The sequence below is a fragment of the Shimia abyssi genome (assembly GCF_003014475.1).
GTDB lineage: Bacteria > Pseudomonadota > Alphaproteobacteria > Rhodobacterales > Rhodobacteraceae > Shimia > Shimia abyssi.
Genome location: NZ_PYGJ01000006.1, coordinates 93,691 through 110,540, shown reverse-complemented (window position 1 = coordinate 110,540; position 16,850 = coordinate 93,691). Strand labels below are relative to the sequence as shown.

Genomic DNA, 16,850 nt, shown 5'->3' with positions numbered 1-16,850 from the left:
CGCAAACGGTGAGCTGACTTTGGGAATCGCAGAGGCGAGTTACGGGCCAAATGTGATTGGCCCGTGCGCTTTGAAGCGGAACTTGGCGCGCAACAAGCGGATAGTCATTGTTAATTAACGGATACTGACATACGACCAAAGTATTGCACTCTCAGACCTTCAATCCGTTGTAGACAGTCAATTAACCTTTCAGATACTGAGAGCCACCGGACACAGAGATTACTCGATCGCAACGCGCACTAAAATTGACTATTGGTTGGGTATGCAAACCACACTTGATTACATTGAAGCCATAATGAATGTCTCTAGCCTTGAGGCTTTGTGGGACATGCATGTTCTGCGCATGAGCGAATATGGGTTTGACAAGATCATCTACGGCTATACCAATTTTCGCGTTGGGCAATCGCTTGGCGATGTCGAGGATTTCTTCATTCTTTCCAATCACCCACGGGACTACCTTGATCGGTTTTTGGGCGACGGGTTGTATTTTCACGGGCCGATGATGGAATGGACACTGGACAATTCCGGCGCCCAAAGCTGGAGCCTCGTGCAGAACGCTGTTGATCGTGGTAACCTGACACCGATGCAGCGCAAAGTGTATGATGTTAACCGTCAATTTGGGCTGGTTGCCGGTTACACGATCAGCTTTCCGGCGGTGTCGTCGCGGACCAAGGGAGCGATCTCTTTGGGGGCTCGCGCAGGGTTGAGCCAAGCCGATGTGGATGATATTTGGCGCTATGATGGGCGCGATATCGAGCTTATCAACAACATAGCTCATCTCAAGATACACTCCCTTCCCTATACCTACCCAGAGCGCGCGCTGACCAAACGGCAGCGAGAGGTTCTGGAATGGGTTGGCGATGGCAAGACTATTCAAGATATTGCAACATTGATCGGTCGCAAACCTGCAACAGTGGAAAAGCACCTGCGACTCGCCCGTGATGCAATGAATGTCGAAACAACGGCGCAAGCACTTCTCAAAGCATCGTTCATGCATCAGATATATCAATCCGATACGACCACTTGACGCAGATCAGCGTCAAAAGTATGGTAAACCCGACTTGTTATGTTGGGGTAAATTTTAGCATATTAGGGTTGTTCCGTGAGTGGTGGCTTTGGCCTTGGAACATATTCGGTGCTTATCTCTGCTATAGAGGAGCTCTTGGTGCTGACCGGTAATCAATCCGGACGTCAGCGCGCACCTATTTTGGTGTGTTAGCTGACACCTTTATTCGGTCTCCCCCATCCCCATGTAATGGAGGCCGCGAAAAAGGGGCGGCGTCGCATTTATTGCGGCGCAGTTTATTTTGTTGGACGGCAATATCAGTTACATGAAATGCGCGCTCTTATTCTTTGATTAAAAAAAGAAAAGGCCGTTCGTGATCTTTCACGAACGGCCCAAACTTTCGTCAAAAAAGAAATTAGCCTTGAGCTGCCTTTGCAACTTCTGCTGCAAAATCTTCTTCTTTTTTCTCGATGCCTTCGCCAACTTCCATGCGGACGTAGCCAACGATTTCGGCGCCCGCTTCCTTTGCCGCTGCTTCAACGGTCAGGTCAGGGTTGATCACGAAGTCCTGACCCAGCAGGGTCACTTCGGCGAGAAACTTTTTCATGCGGCCGATGATCATCTTTTCGATCACCTGCTCGGGCTTGCCGGATTCACGCGCGATCTCGATCTGAACGTTACGCTCTTTCTCGACGATGGCTGGGTCCAGAACCTCTTCGGACAGTGCCTGTGGGTTGGCTGCTGCGATGTGCATGGCAACCTGCTTGCCAAACGCTTCGTCGCCGCCTTTCAGCGCCACAAGAACACCGATTTTACCCATGCCTGCGGTGGCCGGGTTGTGGACGTAGGACACAACAGTGTCGCCCTCGGCCACGGCCATGCGGCGCACGGACATGTTTTCGCCAATGGTGGCAACCGCGTCGGTGACAACTTCTGAAACGGTTTTACCGCCCATGTCAGCCACCAACAGCGCGTCGGTGTCAGCCACGGTCAGGGCCACGTCAGCGATACCGCCAACCATCGCCTGGAAATCCGCGTTTTTACCAACAAAGTCGGTTTCAGAGTTCACTTCTACGGCAACGCCCTTGTTGCCTTCAACTTTAACGGCCACGAGACCTTCGGCTGCGATGCGGCCGGATTTCTTGGCGGCTTTGGCGAGACCTTTGGTGCGCAGCCAATCGATTGCTGCTTCCTGGTCGCCATCTGTTTCGGTCAGGGCTTTTTTTGCATCCATCATGCCTGCGCCGGTCATTTCGCGCAGTTCTTTGACCATAGCTGCTGTGATCGCCATCTTGGCTCTCCTCGTCAAAAAATTGGGTCCGGGGGCGGGACTACCCTGCCCCCGTATCAGAATTATTACGCTTCTGCTGGTGCGTCGGCGGCAGGTGCAGCTTCTTCGGCCACAACTTCTTCGACTGGTGCTTCTTCAAAAGCACCCAGATCAACACCGGCAGCACCCATCTGAGCGGTCATGCCGTCCAGAGCAGCGCGCGCCATCAGGTCGCAGAACAGCGAGATCGCACGAGCGGCGTCGTCGTTTCCGGGGATGATGTAATCAACACCATCAGGCGAGCAGTTGGTGTCAACCACGGCCACAACCGGGATACCCAGCTTGTTGGCTTCGGCAACGGCCAGTGCTTCTTTTTTGACGTCGATAACAAAGATCAGGTCAGGAACGCCGCCCATGTCACGGATACCGCCCAGCGAAGCCTGAAGTTTGGTCTGGTCACGTTCCATGCCCAGACGCTCTTTCTTGGTCAGGCCTTCTGCGCCGCCTTCCATCTTTTCGTCGATCTCTTTCAGACGGTTGATGGATTGCGAAACGGTTTTCCAGTTGGTGAGCGTGCCGCCCAACCAGCGGTGGTTCATGTAGTACTGCGCCGATTTTTCGGCAGCGTCTGCGATCGGGCCTGCGGCCTGACGCTTGGTACCAACGAACAGAACACGGCCGCCCTTTGCGACGGTTTCACGAACAGCGTTCAGAGCCGCGTCCAGCATTGGAACGGTCTGTGTCAGGTCCATGATGTGGATGCCGTTGCGCGATCCGTAGATGAACGGACCCATGCGAGGGTTCCAACGCTGTGTCTGGTGACCAAAGTGTACGCCTGCTTCCAGCAGCTGGCGCATGGAGAACTCAGGAAGAGCCATGCTTGTATTTCCTTTTCCGGTTTACGCCTTGGCGGAGCTGAGTGATCCCGAATGAATTCGGGACAACCGGCGGACCGACAGGGATGTCTCCCCTGCCCAAGCCCAAACCCCGCCTGCGGGTTTGAATGGCGCGCGTATAGTAGAAAGGGTTTACATGTGCAAGCGTCTAATGCGCCTGCTGATGCATATTGCTTCAACGGCCGATCAGGCGCCGACTTAACCTATGTGTTCCAGCATCGGCTCGCGCACCACATGTTCGCAATATGCGGCCAGCGCCTTGCGGTTTTCAAAGTCGCGCACGGCCACGGGGGTATGGTAGGTCAGCACCACCCTGCCCTGTCTGGACGCGGCCAGAACGTGCAACAGATGCCGGCCAAAATCCATGTCACCCCACCAGCCGTAAAACCGTTTATCCTGATGTTTGGGTGCGTGGTAGATCACTGTGACGGGTTGAACATTTAGTTTGTCGCGTAATTCAGGCGCAAAAAAAGCCGCAAAGAGAGTTGGCTTAAAGGGCAGCACGCGGGTGGAATCGGTGCTGGTGCCTTCGGGAAAAAATAACAGCTTGTGCCCGGCCAGCAGACGCTCTTCGAACACGGTTTTTTGGGTGCGGGCTTCTTTTGGGTCTCGCTTGATAAACACCGTTCCGGTGGCGCGGGCCAGCCAACCGATGCCGGGCCAGTTGGCCACCTCGGCTTTGCTGACAAAATAGATGCGTTTGCGCGCATTCAGCGCAAAGATGTCCAGCCATGACGAGTGATTAGCCACGACCGCGCCGCGTTCGGTCATCAATGTGCCCGTGCTGGAAAAGCCAAAGCCCATAATGCGAAATGCGTTGCGACAGACAAATTGGGTGATGAAGGGCGTCCATGGACGTTGTACGCCAAACAGAGGCCGTTCGATCAGACGCACCAGCAGCAGAATCCCCAGGCAACCAAAGACCAACGTGGCGAGGGTAAGGCCACGCAATACCACGCGCACCCAGCCCACGGCAGTGATTTTGGGCATCTCAGGGTAGAGTTCTGGTGCATCCCACGGCAGGCTCACAACGCACGACCCTTGGTATAGAGTGCCTTGTTCTTGGCGTTCATCCGCTGGGTGTCCATGATCAGGCAGACGTCGGTAGTATTGAACGGTCTGTCAATATACGCGCCCTCGCCCACAAATCCACCCAAGCGCAGGTATGCTTTGATCAATGCAGGCACTTGCAGCATTGCGGCACGCCTGTCGATGTCCGGCTCTGGGACCAAGTCCATGCGCTGGAAGTGCGTGTCCTGAGCACGCACCCGCAGATCGCTTGGCGCAAGGTGGCGTGAATGCAGCAGCGAGAGAGGTTGCGCCAGTGCGTCAATGTCAGTGCCGTGAAAACTGGCCACACCGAACAGAACTTCGATCTCGTGATCAGCCACATAATCTGCAAGACCATTCCAGAGGTGGAACATGGCCGCTCCGCCGCGATAGTCTTTGTCCAAACAGGAACGGCCCAATTCCAACAGCTTGCGCCCACTGGTCTTGAGCACGGTGAGGTCATACTCGTCTTCGGAATAGAACTGTCCGGCGCGATTGGCTGGTTCCTGACGCAACAATCTGTATACCCCGACCACACGGTCAATTTTGGCTACGTCCAGTGCGTTGTCGATCAGGATAAGGTGGTCAAAAAACGGGTCAAAGCGGTCACGTTCCAGTCGGGTATCGTGATCCACCAAGGCCCCGGAGCCGCCAAGTTCCTCGACAAATACCCTATATCGCAGACGCTGTGCCGCTTGCAATTCGACCTCGGTTTCAACGAGTTTCAGTTGGAAGTCTGGCTCGGGTCTGGTCATGCGATCCGCCGGGTTTGTCAAGTGTGGGCCTTTTAACAGGGAAAGCGGTAAAGGCAACTGCGCACTCAAGTCGAATTGCTTGACCTTTTGGTCAAGAACAACCTAAAGACGTGTGCACGAAATATTAATCTCTTTACAGCTCACTGACCGGAAATAACATCACACGGGTCCCATCAATGACTACTTTGCCAGCCTCGCGAAAATTCACCGTCACCTTGCCACCGATATTGGATTGCACCTGGCCAATGCCCCAGTCATCTTGGTCTGGATGCTTTACGAGCATGCCCGGTTCCAGAAATGAGTTCAAATCATCCATTGCCTTACCTGTTGCTGGAGGGTCGTTACGTGACCAATAGTACGGAATTCGCCGCATTGGTAGGGTCGCGCATTTGTCATGATCTGATCAGCCCGGTTGGGGCCATTGGCAATGGTCTTGAGCTTATGGGAATGACCGGGGCATCAAATGGGCCAGAGCTGGAGCTGATTTCGGAAAGTGTTGAAAATGCCAATGCGCGCATTCGGTTTTTCCGAATTGCCTTTGGCGCGCCGGGAGAAGGCCAGATGGTAGGGGCATCCGAGATACGCTCAGTTCTGTCGGCAATGTCCAAGGGTGCGCGGTTTCAAACAGAATGGACAGAGAACGGAGACGTCAATCGCCCGGTGCTGCGTATGGTTTTTCTGGCCATTCTCTGCGCCGAAACCGCGTTAACCTATGGCGGAACACTGACCGTTCGCAACAGCGCGGGAGAGTGGGTTCTGGATGGGCGCGCGCATAAGATACGTGTGGAACCCACCTTGTGGGAGCCGCTGTCTGTGCTGCGTGCGCCAGCTGACATTACGCCTGCGCATGTGCAATTCGGGTTATTGCCGCTTGTTGCGCAAGAAACGGGTTACAAGATCTCGTTTGACAGCCGGGACGATCAGCTTACTTTGCGTCTACAGAAACTTTCTTAAAAAATCCGACAATGAAAACAAATCGTTGTCGGATTTTCTTAATGTTTTTCTTAGCTACGAGTAGTGCCGTTGCCTTCGACCAGATATTTGAAGCTGGTCAACTGAGCCGCGCCGACTGGGCCGCGGGCGTGCATTTTTCCGGTGGCGATCCCGATCTCGGCGCCCATGCCAAATTCACCGCCGTCGGCAAACTGGGTTGAGGCGTTGCGCATGAGGATTGCGCTGTCCAGACGCTGAAAGAACCGCGCGGCGGTATCGTCATTATCGGTCAGGATACAGTCGGTGTGGTTGGAGCCAAATTCACGGATATGAGCGATCGCACCGTCGACATCACTGACCACGCGGGCGGCGATATCCATGTCGAGGTATTCTTTGCCCCAATCCTCTGAAGTGGCTGGAATCGTGCCTTCGATAAATTGCAAACGCTCATCTGCGTGAACGGTCACACCTGTGTCGATTAGCGCGCCAATCACCGCGCGCCCCAGCGTGTCGATAAGGCTTTCATGGATCAACAAACATTCCGCCGCGCCGCAAATTCCAGTGCGCCGGGTTTTTGCATTGAGGATTACATCCAGCGCCTTTTGCGGGTCGGCCTCGGCGTCGACATAAATATGCACGATACCCTCAAGATGGGCGAAAACCGGCACGCGCGCTTCGCTTTGGACAAGGCCAACCAAGCCTTTACCACCGCGGGGCACGATCACATCCACGGTGTCGACCATGGTCAAAAGTTCCTGAACCGCCGCACGGTCGCGCGTGGGGATCAGTTGCACAGATGTTTCTGGCAACCCGGCAGCTTTGAGACCTTCGACAAAACAGGCATGAATGGCGCTGGAGGAATGAAAGCTCTCTGAGCCGCCACGCAGGATCACCGCATTACCGGATTTCAGACACAGCGCACCCGCATCTGCCGTCACGTTGGGGCGGCTTTCGTAGATCACGCCAATCACACCCAGCGGGGTGCGCACGCGTTTAATATTGAGGCCGGTGGGGCGATCCCATTCAGTGATCACTTCGCCAACAGGATCATCCTGATCTGCAACAGCGCGAAGGCCATCAACGATACCCTGTATTCGCGCTTCGTCCAGCATCAGGCGGTCCATCATTGCGTCAGACAACCCCTTGTCGCGGCCAAATTCCATATCCTTGGCATTGGCGGCGATGATCTCGGCGCGGCGTGCCCAGACGGCATCGGCGGCTGCGTTCAAGGCAAGTGTCTTAGTCTCTGCCGGGGCAAACCCCAACTCTGCGCTTGCGGCTTTGGCATTCGCGCCAATGTCTGCCATCAGGGCGGGGATATCTGCGATGTCTTTCATCGGGTCAGTCCTTTGAGTTGGAGGTGGTTTTCAGATTTTAGCAAGATGACTGTCAGAGCGCCATATCATCGCGATGAATGAGAGCTGTGCGCCCCGGATGTCCCAGAATGTCTTCGATGCTGGAGGAGTGGCACCCTTTGATCGCGCGGGCCTCGTCAGCGGAATAGGCGGAGAGCCCCTGCCCCAGCTTATGCCCGTCCGGGTCCAGAATGGCCACCGGATCACCGCGCAGAAAGATGCCGGACACGCCCCGCACTCCGGCGCTGAGCAGGCTGTTGCCCTTGCTGAGCGCACGGGCGGCCCCTGGATCAACCGTGATCTCGCCCTTGGGCTTCATCGAGCTGATCCAGCGTTTGCGCGCCTGTTGCGGCGTGCCGTGCGCGGTGAACCACGTGGCATTTGCCCCGTTTTCCAGTGCAGAAAGCGGGCGCAGGACGCTGCCTTCGGTGATGGCCATGGCGCAACCGCCAGCGGTGGCGGATTTGGCTGCGAACAGCTTGGTGATCATACCCCCTTTGGAGAGGCCGCTTGTGCCCTCGCCCGCCATGGCTTCAATATCGGGTGTGATTGTGTCGATGACGTCATAGCGATGCGCGTCGGGGTTGGTCATGGGGTTGTCAGTGTAAAATCCATCAACATCCGAGAGCAGGATCAGGCGGTCAGCGCCTGTGGTCAGCGCAACTTGGGCAGCAAGCCGATCGTTGTCTCCATAGCGGATTTCATCCGTCGCGACAGTGTCGTTTTCGTTCACGATGGGCACTACGCCAAAGCCGATCAGCGCCTCAAGCGTGGCGCGTGAATTGAGGTAACGGCGGCGATTGGCGCTGTCCTCCAATGTGACAAGAACCTGTGCGGTCTTTATGTCGTGCGGCGCCAGAACCTCTTCATAGGCGCGCGCAAGGCGGATCTGACCCACAGCGGCCGCCGCCTGAGATTGCTCCAGCGGTAAATCATTGAGCGGCAAGCCCAGAACACCACGCCCCAGCGCGATCGAGCCGGAAGAGACCAATACCACATCAGTACCGCGCGACTTGAGCATAGCCACATCTGCGGCCAGCGCCATCAGCCAGTCACGACGCAAATCGCCACTGGTCCGGTCGACCAACAAGGCCGACCCGATTTTGATCACAACGCGCTTTGCCCCTTTTAGGGTTGCCACGCCTCGTCCTCCTCGTCGGTGATTTGATAACGCAGGCGATCTTCGTCAATTTCACGACGCAGGGCGCGCAGCACGTCCACGGTGCCCTCTGTCGAGGCCCCGGACATCAGCAGAACAGGGTGGCCGGTCACGGCCTCCAGCTCTTCCTTTAGGAAGGTGCGTTCTTCGGCGTCCAGAGAATCGATCTTGTTGAGCACGGTAACACGCGGTTTCTCAGCAAGGATTTCGGCGTAGTTCTGAATTTCACGCACGATTGTGGCGTAGTCCTCCAGCAGTGTGCCAGAGGTGCCGTCAACCAGATGCAGAAGCACCGCGCAGCGTTCCACGTGCCCCAGAAACAGGTCACCAAGCCCCCTGCCCTCGGACGCACCTTCGATCAGGCCGGGAATGTCCGCGACGACAAATTCCACGCCATCGACACCAACAACTCCGAGATTGGGGTGCAGCGTCGTAAACGGGTAATCGGCAATCTTGGGACGCGCATTTGACGTGGCCGCAAGGAAGGTGGATTTGCCAGCGTTTGGCATTCCCAACAGTCCTACGTCCGCGATCAGCTTGAGCCGCAGCCAAATGGTACGCTCGACACCTTCCTGACCGGGGTTGGCCCGGCGCGGGGCCTGGTTGGTCGATGATTTAAAATGCAGGTTGCCAAAGCCGCCATTGCCGCCCTTGGCCAACAACACGCGCTGGCCAACTTCGGTCAGGTCGGCAATTACGGTTTCCTGATCTTCGTCGAGAATTTCAGTGCCTACGGCGACGCGCAGCACAATGTCGTCGCCACTGGCGCCGGTACGCTGTTGACCACGACCGGGCTGACCGCTTTTGGCAAAGAAATGTTGCTGATAGCGAAAGTCGATCAGCGTATTCAGGCCGTCAACAGCCTCGGCCCAGACCGAGCCGCCATTGCCGCCATCCCCGCCATCGGGTCCACCATATTCAATGTATTTTTCACGGCGAAAGGACACGCAGCCGCCACCACCACCGCCCGAACGGATGTAGACCTTTGCAAGGTCGAGAAATTTCATAGCTCATACATCCTTTTCAGCGCTCGCGTGCCGCGTGATAACGCGGCACGTCCGGCGGCTCAATTCATTTTCCGCCCAAGTTGAGCGTATAGGTCCAGGTGGGCACAGTTGCATCGCGCGCCACCGAGAAGCTTTCGGCGTCCCCTAGATACTGAAAACCGCAATTTGTCAGTACACGGGCCGAAGCCGGGTTGTCCTGCAAAACACTGGCAAAGAGTGCGCGGTTGTTCAGCGGATTGGCGTCGATCAACGCGCGTACGGCGTTTGAAGCAAGCCCTGTGTTCCAGAACGCTTTGCCAACCCAATAGCTGACTTCGCTGACGCCGCCCTCAAGGCGTTTCAGGCCGATAAGGCCCATGATTTCCGGCTGGCCCTCGATGCTGCCATCCATCGCCCAGACGTCTTCGTCCCGGTTTTCTGCCTGCACGCGGGCTATGAATGCCTCAATCGCGCCAGGTGGCAGTGGGTGCGGAATCGACGATGTCATGCGGGCCAGCTCCTCTTGGCCTGCATAGAATTCGATTAATCCTTGGTCAGAGCGACGCAGCGGACGCAGAACAAAGCGTTCCGTTTCAATTATCGGCTGGTTCACGATCATATCCAGTTTCATGCGTGTCCTCCTCAAAACACAACATAAAGAACCGAAGCCACGGTTAACGCGGCCAGAGTTCTCATTAAATATCGTTCCGCAGGACGTCCTGCGACAAGGCGGGCGATCCGGTCACCGGCAAGGGTCCAGATCGGGTGAAATAGCGTTTGGCAGGCCAGCAAACAGATGGCGATTGTTGCCGTTGCCTGCAAGGTGGGTGTTTCCGGACTCACAAAATTGGTAAAACCCGTGACAATCATCGCCCACGCCTTGGGGTTTAGCGGATGCACCCAAAGACCGGCGACAAAACCCGGCGCGGTTTCCACAGTAGCCCCGGCAGGATCAAGGCGAAGGTTCGCGACCTTCCAGGCCAGCCAGCAGATATAGAGCGCAGAGGCCCATTTCAGGGCCTCAAATAGACCCGGAACAGTGTCGGCAAGGCTCATTAAGCCATAGCCAACGGGCCAGATCACCAGTTGTTTGCCAAGCGCAACGCCAGCCACAAACGGCAATGCTGCGCGAAACCCAAACCGGGCCCCCGTTGCCAGCAACGCCATGTTCGCCGGGCCGGGTGTGCCCACCTGGCTCGCCGCGAAGACGCTAAAACTGACAATGGCGACGCTCATGGCATGTCTCGCTAAATTGTGTTCAATGAAAAAAGAAAGAGGGACCGGCTTGCTGCCGATCCCCCTTTTGTTCGAAAACCTTTAAGGTCGGCTTACTCAGCGGCCTCCGCCACTGGGAGAACCGAAATAAAGGTACGGCCCTTGAGGCCTTTGTGGAACTTTACGTTGCCGTCAACGGTTGCAAAGATGGTGTGATCTTTGCCCATGCCAACGCCTTCGCCCGGCCACATTTTTGTGCCGCGCTGACGCAGGATGATGTTGCCGGAGATGACGTTTTCGCCACCGTATTTTTTCACGCCAAGGCGGCGACCTGCGGAGTCGCGACCGTTACGGGAACTACCACCAGCTTTTTTATGTGCCATATCGTTGTTCTCCTAATCTCGGGGCCTTAGTTGGCCAGTTCCTTGGCTTGCTCAACCCAGCCTTCACGCTCGATACGGCCTTTGAACGACAGTTTTTCGTCGAAATCAGCAATATCGGCTTCGGTCCAGGCAGCGATCTGGGCAAACGATGTCACGCCAGCCGCCAGCAGTTTCTTCTCAAGTGCAGGGCCAACGCCCGACAGCTTTTTCAGATCATCCGCGCCAGCAGGTGCTTCGGCTGTATCAGCCTTCGCAGCTTTCTTTGGTGCGGCTTTCTTGGCAGGAGCAGCAGCTTCTACAGCAGCGCCCGAAACCGAGCCAGAGCCGATCGCAGCTTTGACACCGGATGCATCCGCGCCAGAGGCCAGAATGTCGGTGATTTTGATCAGAGTCAGTTTCTGACGGTGACCAACGGTACGCTTGGAGCTGTGCTTACGACGACGTTTGACAAACTTGATCAGCTTTTCGCCTTTGATCTGGTCGATCACGTCGGCCTGTACGCCGGCACCTTCGACGAACGGAGCGCCAACAACGGTGCTCTCACCGCCCAGCATCAGAACGTCGTTAAATTGAACTTTTTCGCCAGCGTCTGCAGCCAGTCGTTCGACACGCAGGATATCACCTGCCTGTACCTTGTACTGTTTGCCGCCGGTCTTCAGGACTGCGAACATGTCCTCTTTCCTTTGATCTTACCGCGTTCTGTGGCCCCCTTGCGGGTGTTTCGGCCAGATTTTGCAATCATGGCCACCTCGAACAGCGCGCCCTTTTCGGGCTGTGTTACAACAAAACACGGCGCAAAGCACATGCCCCACGCCGAGATGCGCGCTTATCGGTTGGATTTAGGGGGAAGTCAAGAGGTAGTCGCGTCATTCGCAGCGTGAAATTGACTGCACCCGGTTTATAGCATCCACTCTACCGGCAACAAGCGCACAATTGCCGCAAGGGTGCGTTGCAGCAGGCTGGTGTGGGGGTCTTGGTCGAACTGAATTGTGGTGCCGTCGGGTTGGTATTCGGTCCAGATCATGGAGCCATTGTTAATCGTCACACGATAGGCAAATCCGGGCTTATCTAACTGCGCGGCCAGTGACTGTGCCAATGTCGGGCTTTCGATCAGAAGGCCCATTTCGGTGTTGAGTCGTGCCGAGCGCGGGTCGAGGTTGTAAGAACCAATCAGTACACGTTTGCCGTCGATGCCAAAGACCTTGGCGTGCAAGCCAGAGGCCGACCCGGCCAGCACTTCGGGCAGGCTGCGGGTTTTGTGCTCTTCGCGCAGGGCGCGTAGTTCCAGCAGTTCAACTCCGCTTTCAAGCAGACCAGGACGATAGCGTGCATAAGCTGCGTGCACCGGCATAACGTCGGTGGCATCCATCGAGTTGGTCAAAACGCGCGTTTTCACACCAGACCGCGCAAGACCCTCGAGAATGTCGCGCCCACCCTGCCCCGGAATGAAGTATGCCGACACGATATCCAGCGACACTTCGGCCTGTGTGGCAAGCGCAGCAAGTTGGGTGCCCATAAGGTCTGCATCGTCGGCCTGGCCCAAGCCCAAGGCGGGATCATCGACCAAGAGCTGAACATCGCTCCATTCAAAGGTCATGTTGCGCGCTGCAATCTGTTCGACAATCTCGTTCTGCTCGATGGCTTTTTGGTACCCGGCCCCCAAGGCGCTGTTACGAGCCGCGTCTGCGCGCTGTTTTATGGTTTCGCTCGTTGCTGCTGGCAGAATCAACGCCGCGTCATATGCCGATCCGCTGTTCCAATAACTGTCAAATGAGCCGGACACCTCGGTCACTATGGGGCCTATCGCGATGGTGTCGACATCAAGGTAATGCGTGCCTGCACCATAGTCGAAATAGATGTCACCGATGTTGCGCCCACCGACAATGGTGGCCACACCGTCGACTGTCATGGACTTATTATGCATCCTCCGATTGAGGCGCGGAAAATCAAAGGCGTAAGACAGGAGTTTTGGGGAACGCAATGTAAATGGATTAAATATCCGCACTTCAGCGGCGGCCATTGCATCCAGCTCGGCGATCACATCATCCATGCCGGGAATGCCGTTATCGTCCACCAAAAGGCGTACACGCACGCCACGTTCGGCGGCTGCGCGCAACTCTTCCAATAGCATCAAGCCGGTGACATCATCCTGCCAGATGTAATATTGCGCATCGATGGACGAAACCGCCTGCCGCGCCAATATGGCCCGTGCGGCAAAAGCCAGGCGCCCGTTGCCCAATGGGTGCACCCCATCCAGCCCCGAATGTGTTTCAAGCGCGGGTTTGATGGTTTGTCCAAGCGGGCCATCCCAATCGGGCGGCAATGCCCGGCCTTCGGTTGCAAAATTCTGTTCGGGTAACGGATAGATCAGGCGCGCGCTGAAAATGGCGGCGGTACCAAGCAGAACCAGAAAGATGGTCCATCTGACAAAGCGCATATCGCCTCCATTACCTTGTTTTGGTTGCAAGACACTCTGTCAGAAAGATCAGGGGTTTCAAGCGGCTCGTTTTGATCAAGTAGATCTCAATTGACACCGCGGCGCGTAATCGGAGTGCGGACGCCAGAAATAGAGGGGTCGTCCATCAGAGTTCCTGCTCTGGCTGGACCTGTCCCATTCGCAGCGCAAGCGCCTCAAACCGGTTCGACATCACCTCAAAATGCACGGCATTCATCAGTTCATAAACTGTCATCATGTCCGGGTGTTCAAGCGCCTCGGTGTAGGCGATTAGTTCATCAAGCGAGAAATCCTGATAGGTGTAAGCAGCATTTTCCAGAGACGAAATCTCGGCCTGTTCTGCCACTTCGTCGGCATTTTCGGCCAAGGCGGCACGTAGCCCCTGCTCGTCCACCGAAAGGCTGACCACGCCGGCATAAGATGCTGCCAGAATGAAACGCACCTGAATTTCTGTCATCGCCTGAAGGCCGACATTCTGAGGGTCAATTGCGGTACTCATACGTTTGAAAAGGTCAATGCGCGGATCGTCGTTGGCCTGCATTTCTGCAATGAGCCGCGCGCCTTCGGTGTATTTTTCTTCGTCATCAGCTAAATGGGCGGCATTTTCGACCTCGACCAATCGCTGCCCGAGATCCGAGGCGTAGAAAGCCGCGGCATGGGCCAGTAAATCCTCTTCCAGAGTTGCCTCAAGAATATCGGTGGCCCGGTCTCTCATGAATTCGGGGTCAAAAACGGAACGGGCCAGCAAGGTCCACTGGCTACCAAAGTCACCTTCTTCAAGCCCGAGCATATTGGGCGCTGCGGTGGCGGTTGTGGCAATCGAGTCGATGGCAACGTCAAAACCGGTGACTTGTAGAAAAGCCTCAACCTGTTCGCGATCAGCCGCCCGCGCTTGTGTTGTCAAAAAGCTCAGAAAAAGGGCCATCAGACTGGCCGTCAGAGCGGGGAAAAGCGCCTGTGCGCCGAGTTTGGAAAAAGAAATCATACGCATGAGACCAAGCTAATCACTTTCGGGCGCAAAACAATGCAAAACACTCTTGCGCCCCCTATCAAACCCCATTAAACGACGCCCTCACCATGACCATGGTTTATGCGGACGGAGAGGTGCCGGAGTGGTCGAACGGGGCGGTCTCGAAAACCGTTGTCCCTTCACGGGGACCCAGGGTTCGAATCCCTGTCTCTCCGCCACATTACCCCGCGATCAGCAGACATTTTGCACGGAAGTTCACAGTGTCCTTAGCGATAGATGCGCTACTTAAATGCGCTGCGTGTCCTGTTCCGTTAAGAAATATTCAATTTCCGCCTTTGCAAGCATGACTGTAGCGGCAAAAGCCTCTTTCGACAGGGCTTAATCAGTTTGGAAAAGCCTTTCGTTAGCTAACAATAGGCAAGATAGTTTTCCTATCCAATTCTGCTGTTCTGTAGGTGCTCCATGAACAATCTAAGCGGCATCATGGAACGGTATTCGCGCGGAAAGTAAAAAAAGATACCAGGGGTCGCGCCCAATTGTTTTTCAAGGATTGGAACCAGAGTTCCTGCTTGGATTTCTTGCGCGACATACCCCTGAAAAGTTTGGATCAGCCCCAAGCCCTGTTTAGCGAGATCGACGGAGGAAGGTAGCGTATTGGTCACCAATGTGCCTTTTACATCGACAGTAAATCCCCCGCCTGCCGCTTCAAAATCCCAAGGAGCGATACGACCTGATGATTGGAACCGGTAGCGAATACAATTGTGGTTCAACAGATCCTTAGGGCTTTGAGGCGTGCCGTGAATCGCGAAATACTCAGGACTTCCCACGACGGAAAGAGGGAGCGGCTGGGTCAATCGGACAGCGACCATATCCTGTGCTATGCGATCGCCCAACCGAAAACCGGCGTGAAGCTCCTCTCCCAGAATATCCGACAGAGCGTCAGTGAGCGACAGTTCCACCTCGATTTCGGGGTAAGCGGCGCAAAATTTCTTAAAAACCGGGCCGACAAACAAGTGGTAGACAAATTCCGGCAACGCCAGTTTCAGGGTGCCTCGCGCCGCGTGCCCGGTCGTGCGCGCGCTTTGTACGGCTTCGCCAAGCTGATCAAAAGCGGGGCCGGCACCCCGGATCAATGCGCGCCCTGCTTCGGTCAGGCTAACTGACCTTGTCGTGCGGATGAACAAGGCAGTGCCGAGCTGATCTTCTAGGGATTTCAACTGTTGACTGACAGTGGATGGCTTGACCCCCAGTACATCAGCCGCAGCGCGAAGGCTGCCATGACGCGCGATGGCGGTGAACACTTCAAGCGTGGCTAATGGCAATCGCATGGTAGATCCCGATTTGTTTATTATTCGATATCATAAATGAAAGTAGTGGAGAAAGGGTCAATTATCACAATTTGACGAATGAACTAAATGTGTCTCATCACAGTATCGCCTGTTCATAAAGGACCAACTTATGACCATCATTTCTCTGCAAAATATCCCAAGCCGTAAGGGCGTTGTCAGCCGTTCTGTTTCCTTTGAAAACAACGGAAACACGCTGAAGCGCACTCTTTACACCCCAGAGACATCCGAAGGCGCGTTGCCTGCGGTGATCGTTACCGGTGCCTGGACCACAGTAAAAGAACAGATGGCAGGTACATATGCCCGCGAATTGGCCGCCCATGGCTTTGCCGCGCTGGCCTTTGACTTTACCGGATGGGGCGAAAGCGGTGGCGCACCCCGTTATGTTGAAGATCCGGTTGTGAAAACCTCCGACATTCACGCGGCTGCGGACTTCCTCAACTCTCTGGACGAAGTCGATAGCGCTCGCATCTCTGGGCTGGGCGTCTGCGCATCGTCGGGCTATATGGCCGATGCCGTGGCTGACAATGACAAAATGCAGAAAGTTGCTCTTGTGGCTCCTTGGTTGCACGACGCGGCAATGGCCGAAGGCATTTATGGTGGACCAGAAATGGCCGCGAGCCTGATCGCAGCTTCGGAAGCCAAAGACGCAGCGGACACCGTGTTGCTGGGCGCCTCGGCGACCGATGAGAACAGCGTTATGTATCAGGCGCCCTACTACACCGAAGAAGATCGGGGTCTGATCCCAGCTTATGACAACAAGTTCTCGGTTGCGTCGTGGAAGCCTTGGTTGACTTATGATTCTCAGGCCAGCGCGGACCGTTTGTCCAAGCCAATGCTGATGGTGGGTTCGCCCTCAATCGCATTGCTCGCCGGTGCCACAGCTTACGAAGCCCGCACCAAAGCGCCGCTTGAAAAACTTTGGCTGGGCGACGACGTGACCCAGTTCGATTTCTACGACCGCAAAGATGCCGTGACCACGGCTGTCGACGCTGTAGCCGGCATCTTGAACGCGTAATTTTTCAACCATCCGGTGGGGTCAAAAAAACACCCACCCAGAAAAGGACTATG

Annotated in this window: 18 protein-coding genes and 1 tRNA gene; 4 read left to right on the top strand and 15 right to left on the bottom strand. The window is 55.6% G+C overall.

From position 1 onward, the window contains the following. Positions 1-295 precede the first annotated feature (295 nt). The gene (locus CLV88_RS11775) at positions 296-1,027 is read left to right on the top strand and encodes a LuxR family transcriptional regulator (protein WP_243403648.1); all 732 of its coding nucleotides are present in this window, start codon (positions 296-298) and stop codon (positions 1,025-1,027) included. A 394-nt stretch (positions 1,028-1,421) separates the two neighbouring features. Here the strand turns inward: CLV88_RS11775 and tsf are convergent, their stop codons facing one another. The 5 genes from tsf to CLV88_RS11750 form a co-directional block, all read right to left on the bottom strand. After that, positions 1,422-2,297 carry a translation elongation factor Ts gene (tsf, locus tag CLV88_RS11770; RefSeq protein WP_106608597.1) on the bottom strand — a complete coding sequence of 292 codons (876 nt, stop codon included), beginning with the start codon at positions 2,295-2,297 and terminating at the stop codon, positions 1,422-1,424. Between the two features lie 65 nt (positions 2,298-2,362). Further along, positions 2,363-3,154, bottom strand: coding sequence for a 30S ribosomal protein S2 (gene rpsB / locus CLV88_RS11765; RefSeq protein WP_106608596.1), 792 nt, complete (start codon positions 3,152-3,154; stop codon positions 2,363-2,365). Between the two features lie 216 nt (positions 3,155-3,370). Continuing rightward, positions 3,371-4,201, bottom strand: coding sequence for a lyso-ornithine lipid O-acyltransferase (gene olsA / locus CLV88_RS11760; protein WP_243403647.1), 831 nt, complete (start codon positions 4,199-4,201; stop codon positions 3,371-3,373). After that, positions 4,198-4,977 (bottom strand): L-ornithine N(alpha)-acyltransferase, encoded by a 780-nt coding sequence (gene olsB / locus CLV88_RS11755; protein WP_106608594.1) that lies wholly within the window; start codon positions 4,975-4,977, stop codon positions 4,198-4,200. Before olsB ends, olsA begins: the two co-directional genes overlap by 4 nt. A gap of 133 nt (positions 4,978-5,110) precedes the next feature. Then, the gene (locus tag CLV88_RS11750) at positions 5,111-5,293 is read right to left on the bottom strand and encodes a DUF3553 domain-containing protein (protein ID WP_106608675.1); all 183 of its coding nucleotides are present in this window, start codon (positions 5,291-5,293) and stop codon (positions 5,111-5,113) included. A 29-nt stretch (positions 5,294-5,322) separates the two neighbouring features. On the opposite strand from CLV88_RS11750, the gene CLV88_RS11745 reads away from it, so the two are divergent. Beyond that, positions 5,323-5,931 (top strand): histidine phosphotransferase family protein, encoded by a 609-nt coding sequence (locus CLV88_RS11745; protein ID WP_243403646.1) that lies wholly within the window; start codon positions 5,323-5,325, stop codon positions 5,929-5,931. A 50-nt stretch (positions 5,932-5,981) separates the two neighbouring features. Here CLV88_RS11745 and CLV88_RS11740 read toward each other — a convergent pair whose 3' ends face one another. The 9 genes from CLV88_RS11740 to CLV88_RS11700 form a co-directional block, all read right to left on the bottom strand. Next, positions 5,982-7,247 carry a glutamate-5-semialdehyde dehydrogenase gene (locus CLV88_RS11740; protein ID WP_106608592.1) on the bottom strand — a complete coding sequence of 422 codons (1,266 nt, stop codon included), beginning with the start codon at positions 7,245-7,247 and terminating at the stop codon, positions 5,982-5,984. Between the two features lie 52 nt (positions 7,248-7,299). Then, positions 7,300-8,406, bottom strand: coding sequence for a glutamate 5-kinase (gene proB, locus CLV88_RS11735; RefSeq protein ID WP_106608591.1), 1,107 nt, complete (start codon positions 8,404-8,406; stop codon positions 7,300-7,302). Continuing rightward, complete coding sequence (gene obgE, locus CLV88_RS11730; protein WP_106608590.1) at positions 8,394-9,431, bottom strand: GTPase ObgE; 1,038 nt, start codon at positions 9,429-9,431, stop codon at positions 8,394-8,396. The genes proB and obgE overlap by 13 nt, the downstream gene beginning before the upstream one ends. 64 nt (positions 9,432-9,495) lie before the next feature. Beyond that, positions 9,496-10,041, bottom strand: coding sequence for a GNAT family N-acetyltransferase (locus tag CLV88_RS11725; RefSeq protein WP_106608589.1), 546 nt, complete (start codon positions 10,039-10,041; stop codon positions 9,496-9,498). 11 nt (positions 10,042-10,052) lie between these two features. Then, complete coding sequence (locus tag CLV88_RS11720) at positions 10,053-10,646, bottom strand: LysE family translocator (protein WP_106608588.1); 594 nt, start codon at positions 10,644-10,646, stop codon at positions 10,053-10,055. 92 nt (positions 10,647-10,738) lie between these two features. Next, a complete protein-coding gene (rpmA, locus tag CLV88_RS11715) occupies positions 10,739-11,008 on the bottom strand; it encodes a 50S ribosomal protein L27 (protein ID WP_106608587.1) in 270 nt (89 codons plus the stop codon). A 26-nt stretch (positions 11,009-11,034) separates the two neighbouring features. Then, complete coding sequence (locus CLV88_RS11710; protein ID WP_106608586.1) at positions 11,035-11,679, bottom strand: 50S ribosomal protein L21; 645 nt, start codon at positions 11,677-11,679, stop codon at positions 11,035-11,037. Positions 11,680-11,906: 227 nt separating this feature from the next. Further along, complete coding sequence (locus tag CLV88_RS11705) at positions 11,907-13,445, bottom strand: phospholipase D family protein (RefSeq protein ID WP_106608585.1); 1,539 nt, start codon at positions 13,443-13,445, stop codon at positions 11,907-11,909. A gap of 145 nt (positions 13,446-13,590) precedes the next feature. After that, the gene (locus tag CLV88_RS11700) at positions 13,591-14,454 is read right to left on the bottom strand and encodes a DUF2059 domain-containing protein (protein ID WP_106608584.1); all 864 of its coding nucleotides are present in this window, start codon (positions 14,452-14,454) and stop codon (positions 13,591-13,593) included. Between the two features lie 107 nt (positions 14,455-14,561). On the opposite strand from CLV88_RS11700, the gene CLV88_RS11695 reads away from it, so the two are divergent. Next, positions 14,562-14,651, top strand: a tRNA-Ser gene (locus tag CLV88_RS11695). 213 nt (positions 14,652-14,864) lie between these two features. Here CLV88_RS11695 and CLV88_RS11690 read toward each other — a convergent pair. Continuing rightward, entirely contained in the window at positions 14,865-15,761 is an 897-nt protein-coding gene (locus CLV88_RS11690) for a LysR family transcriptional regulator (protein WP_106608583.1), read from the bottom strand. A 130-nt stretch (positions 15,762-15,891) separates the two neighbouring features. Between CLV88_RS11690 and CLV88_RS11685 the strand changes: the two genes are divergently transcribed. Next, on the top strand, positions 15,892-16,797 hold the full coding sequence (locus CLV88_RS11685) for an alpha/beta hydrolase (RefSeq protein WP_106608582.1): 906 nt from the start codon (positions 15,892-15,894) through the stop codon (positions 16,795-16,797). The last annotated feature ends 53 nt before the right edge of the window (positions 16,798-16,850 follow it).

Coding starts and splice junctions, on each gene's coding strand:
- CLV88_RS11775 (WP_243403648.1), top strand. CDS start 296: ATGAATGTCTCTAGCCTTGAGGCTTTGTGGGACATGCATGTTCTGCGC.
- tsf (WP_106608597.1), bottom strand. CDS start 2,297: ATGGCGATCACAGCAGCTATGGTCAAAGAACTGCGCGAAATGACCGGC.
- rpsB (WP_106608596.1), bottom strand. CDS start 3,154: ATGGCTCTTCCTGAGTTCTCCATGCGCCAGCTGCTGGAAGCAGGCGTA.
- olsB (WP_106608594.1), bottom strand. CDS start 4,977: ATGACCAGACCCGAGCCAGACTTCCAACTGAAACTCGTTGAAACCGAG.
- CLV88_RS11750 (WP_106608675.1), bottom strand. CDS start 5,293: ATGGATGATTTGAACTCATTTCTGGAACCGGGCATGCTCGTAAAGCAT.
- CLV88_RS11740 (WP_106608592.1), bottom strand. CDS start 7,247: ATGAAAGACATCGCAGATATCCCCGCCCTGATGGCAGACATTGGCGCG.
- obgE (WP_106608590.1), bottom strand. CDS start 9,431: ATGAAATTTCTCGACCTTGCAAAGGTCTACATCCGTTCGGGCGGTGGT.
- CLV88_RS11725 (WP_106608589.1), bottom strand. CDS start 10,041: ATGAAACTGGATATGATCGTGAACCAGCCGATAATTGAAACGGAACGC.
- CLV88_RS11720 (WP_106608588.1), bottom strand. CDS start 10,646: ATGAGCGTCGCCATTGTCAGTTTTAGCGTCTTCGCGGCGAGCCAGGTG.
- rpmA (WP_106608587.1), bottom strand. CDS start 11,008: ATGGCACATAAAAAAGCTGGTGGTAGTTCCCGTAACGGTCGCGACTCC.
- CLV88_RS11710 (WP_106608586.1), bottom strand. CDS start 11,679: ATGTTCGCAGTCCTGAAGACCGGCGGCAAACAGTACAAGGTACAGGCA.
- CLV88_RS11705 (WP_106608585.1), bottom strand. CDS start 13,445: ATGCGCTTTGTCAGATGGACCATCTTTCTGGTTCTGCTTGGTACCGCC.
- CLV88_RS11700 (WP_106608584.1), bottom strand. CDS start 14,454: ATGCGTATGATTTCTTTTTCCAAACTCGGCGCACAGGCGCTTTTCCCC.
- CLV88_RS11690 (WP_106608583.1), bottom strand. CDS start 15,761: ATGCGATTGCCATTAGCCACGCTTGAAGTGTTCACCGCCATCGCGCGT.
- CLV88_RS11685 (WP_106608582.1), top strand. CDS start 15,892: ATGACCATCATTTCTCTGCAAAATATCCCAAGCCGTAAGGGCGTTGTC.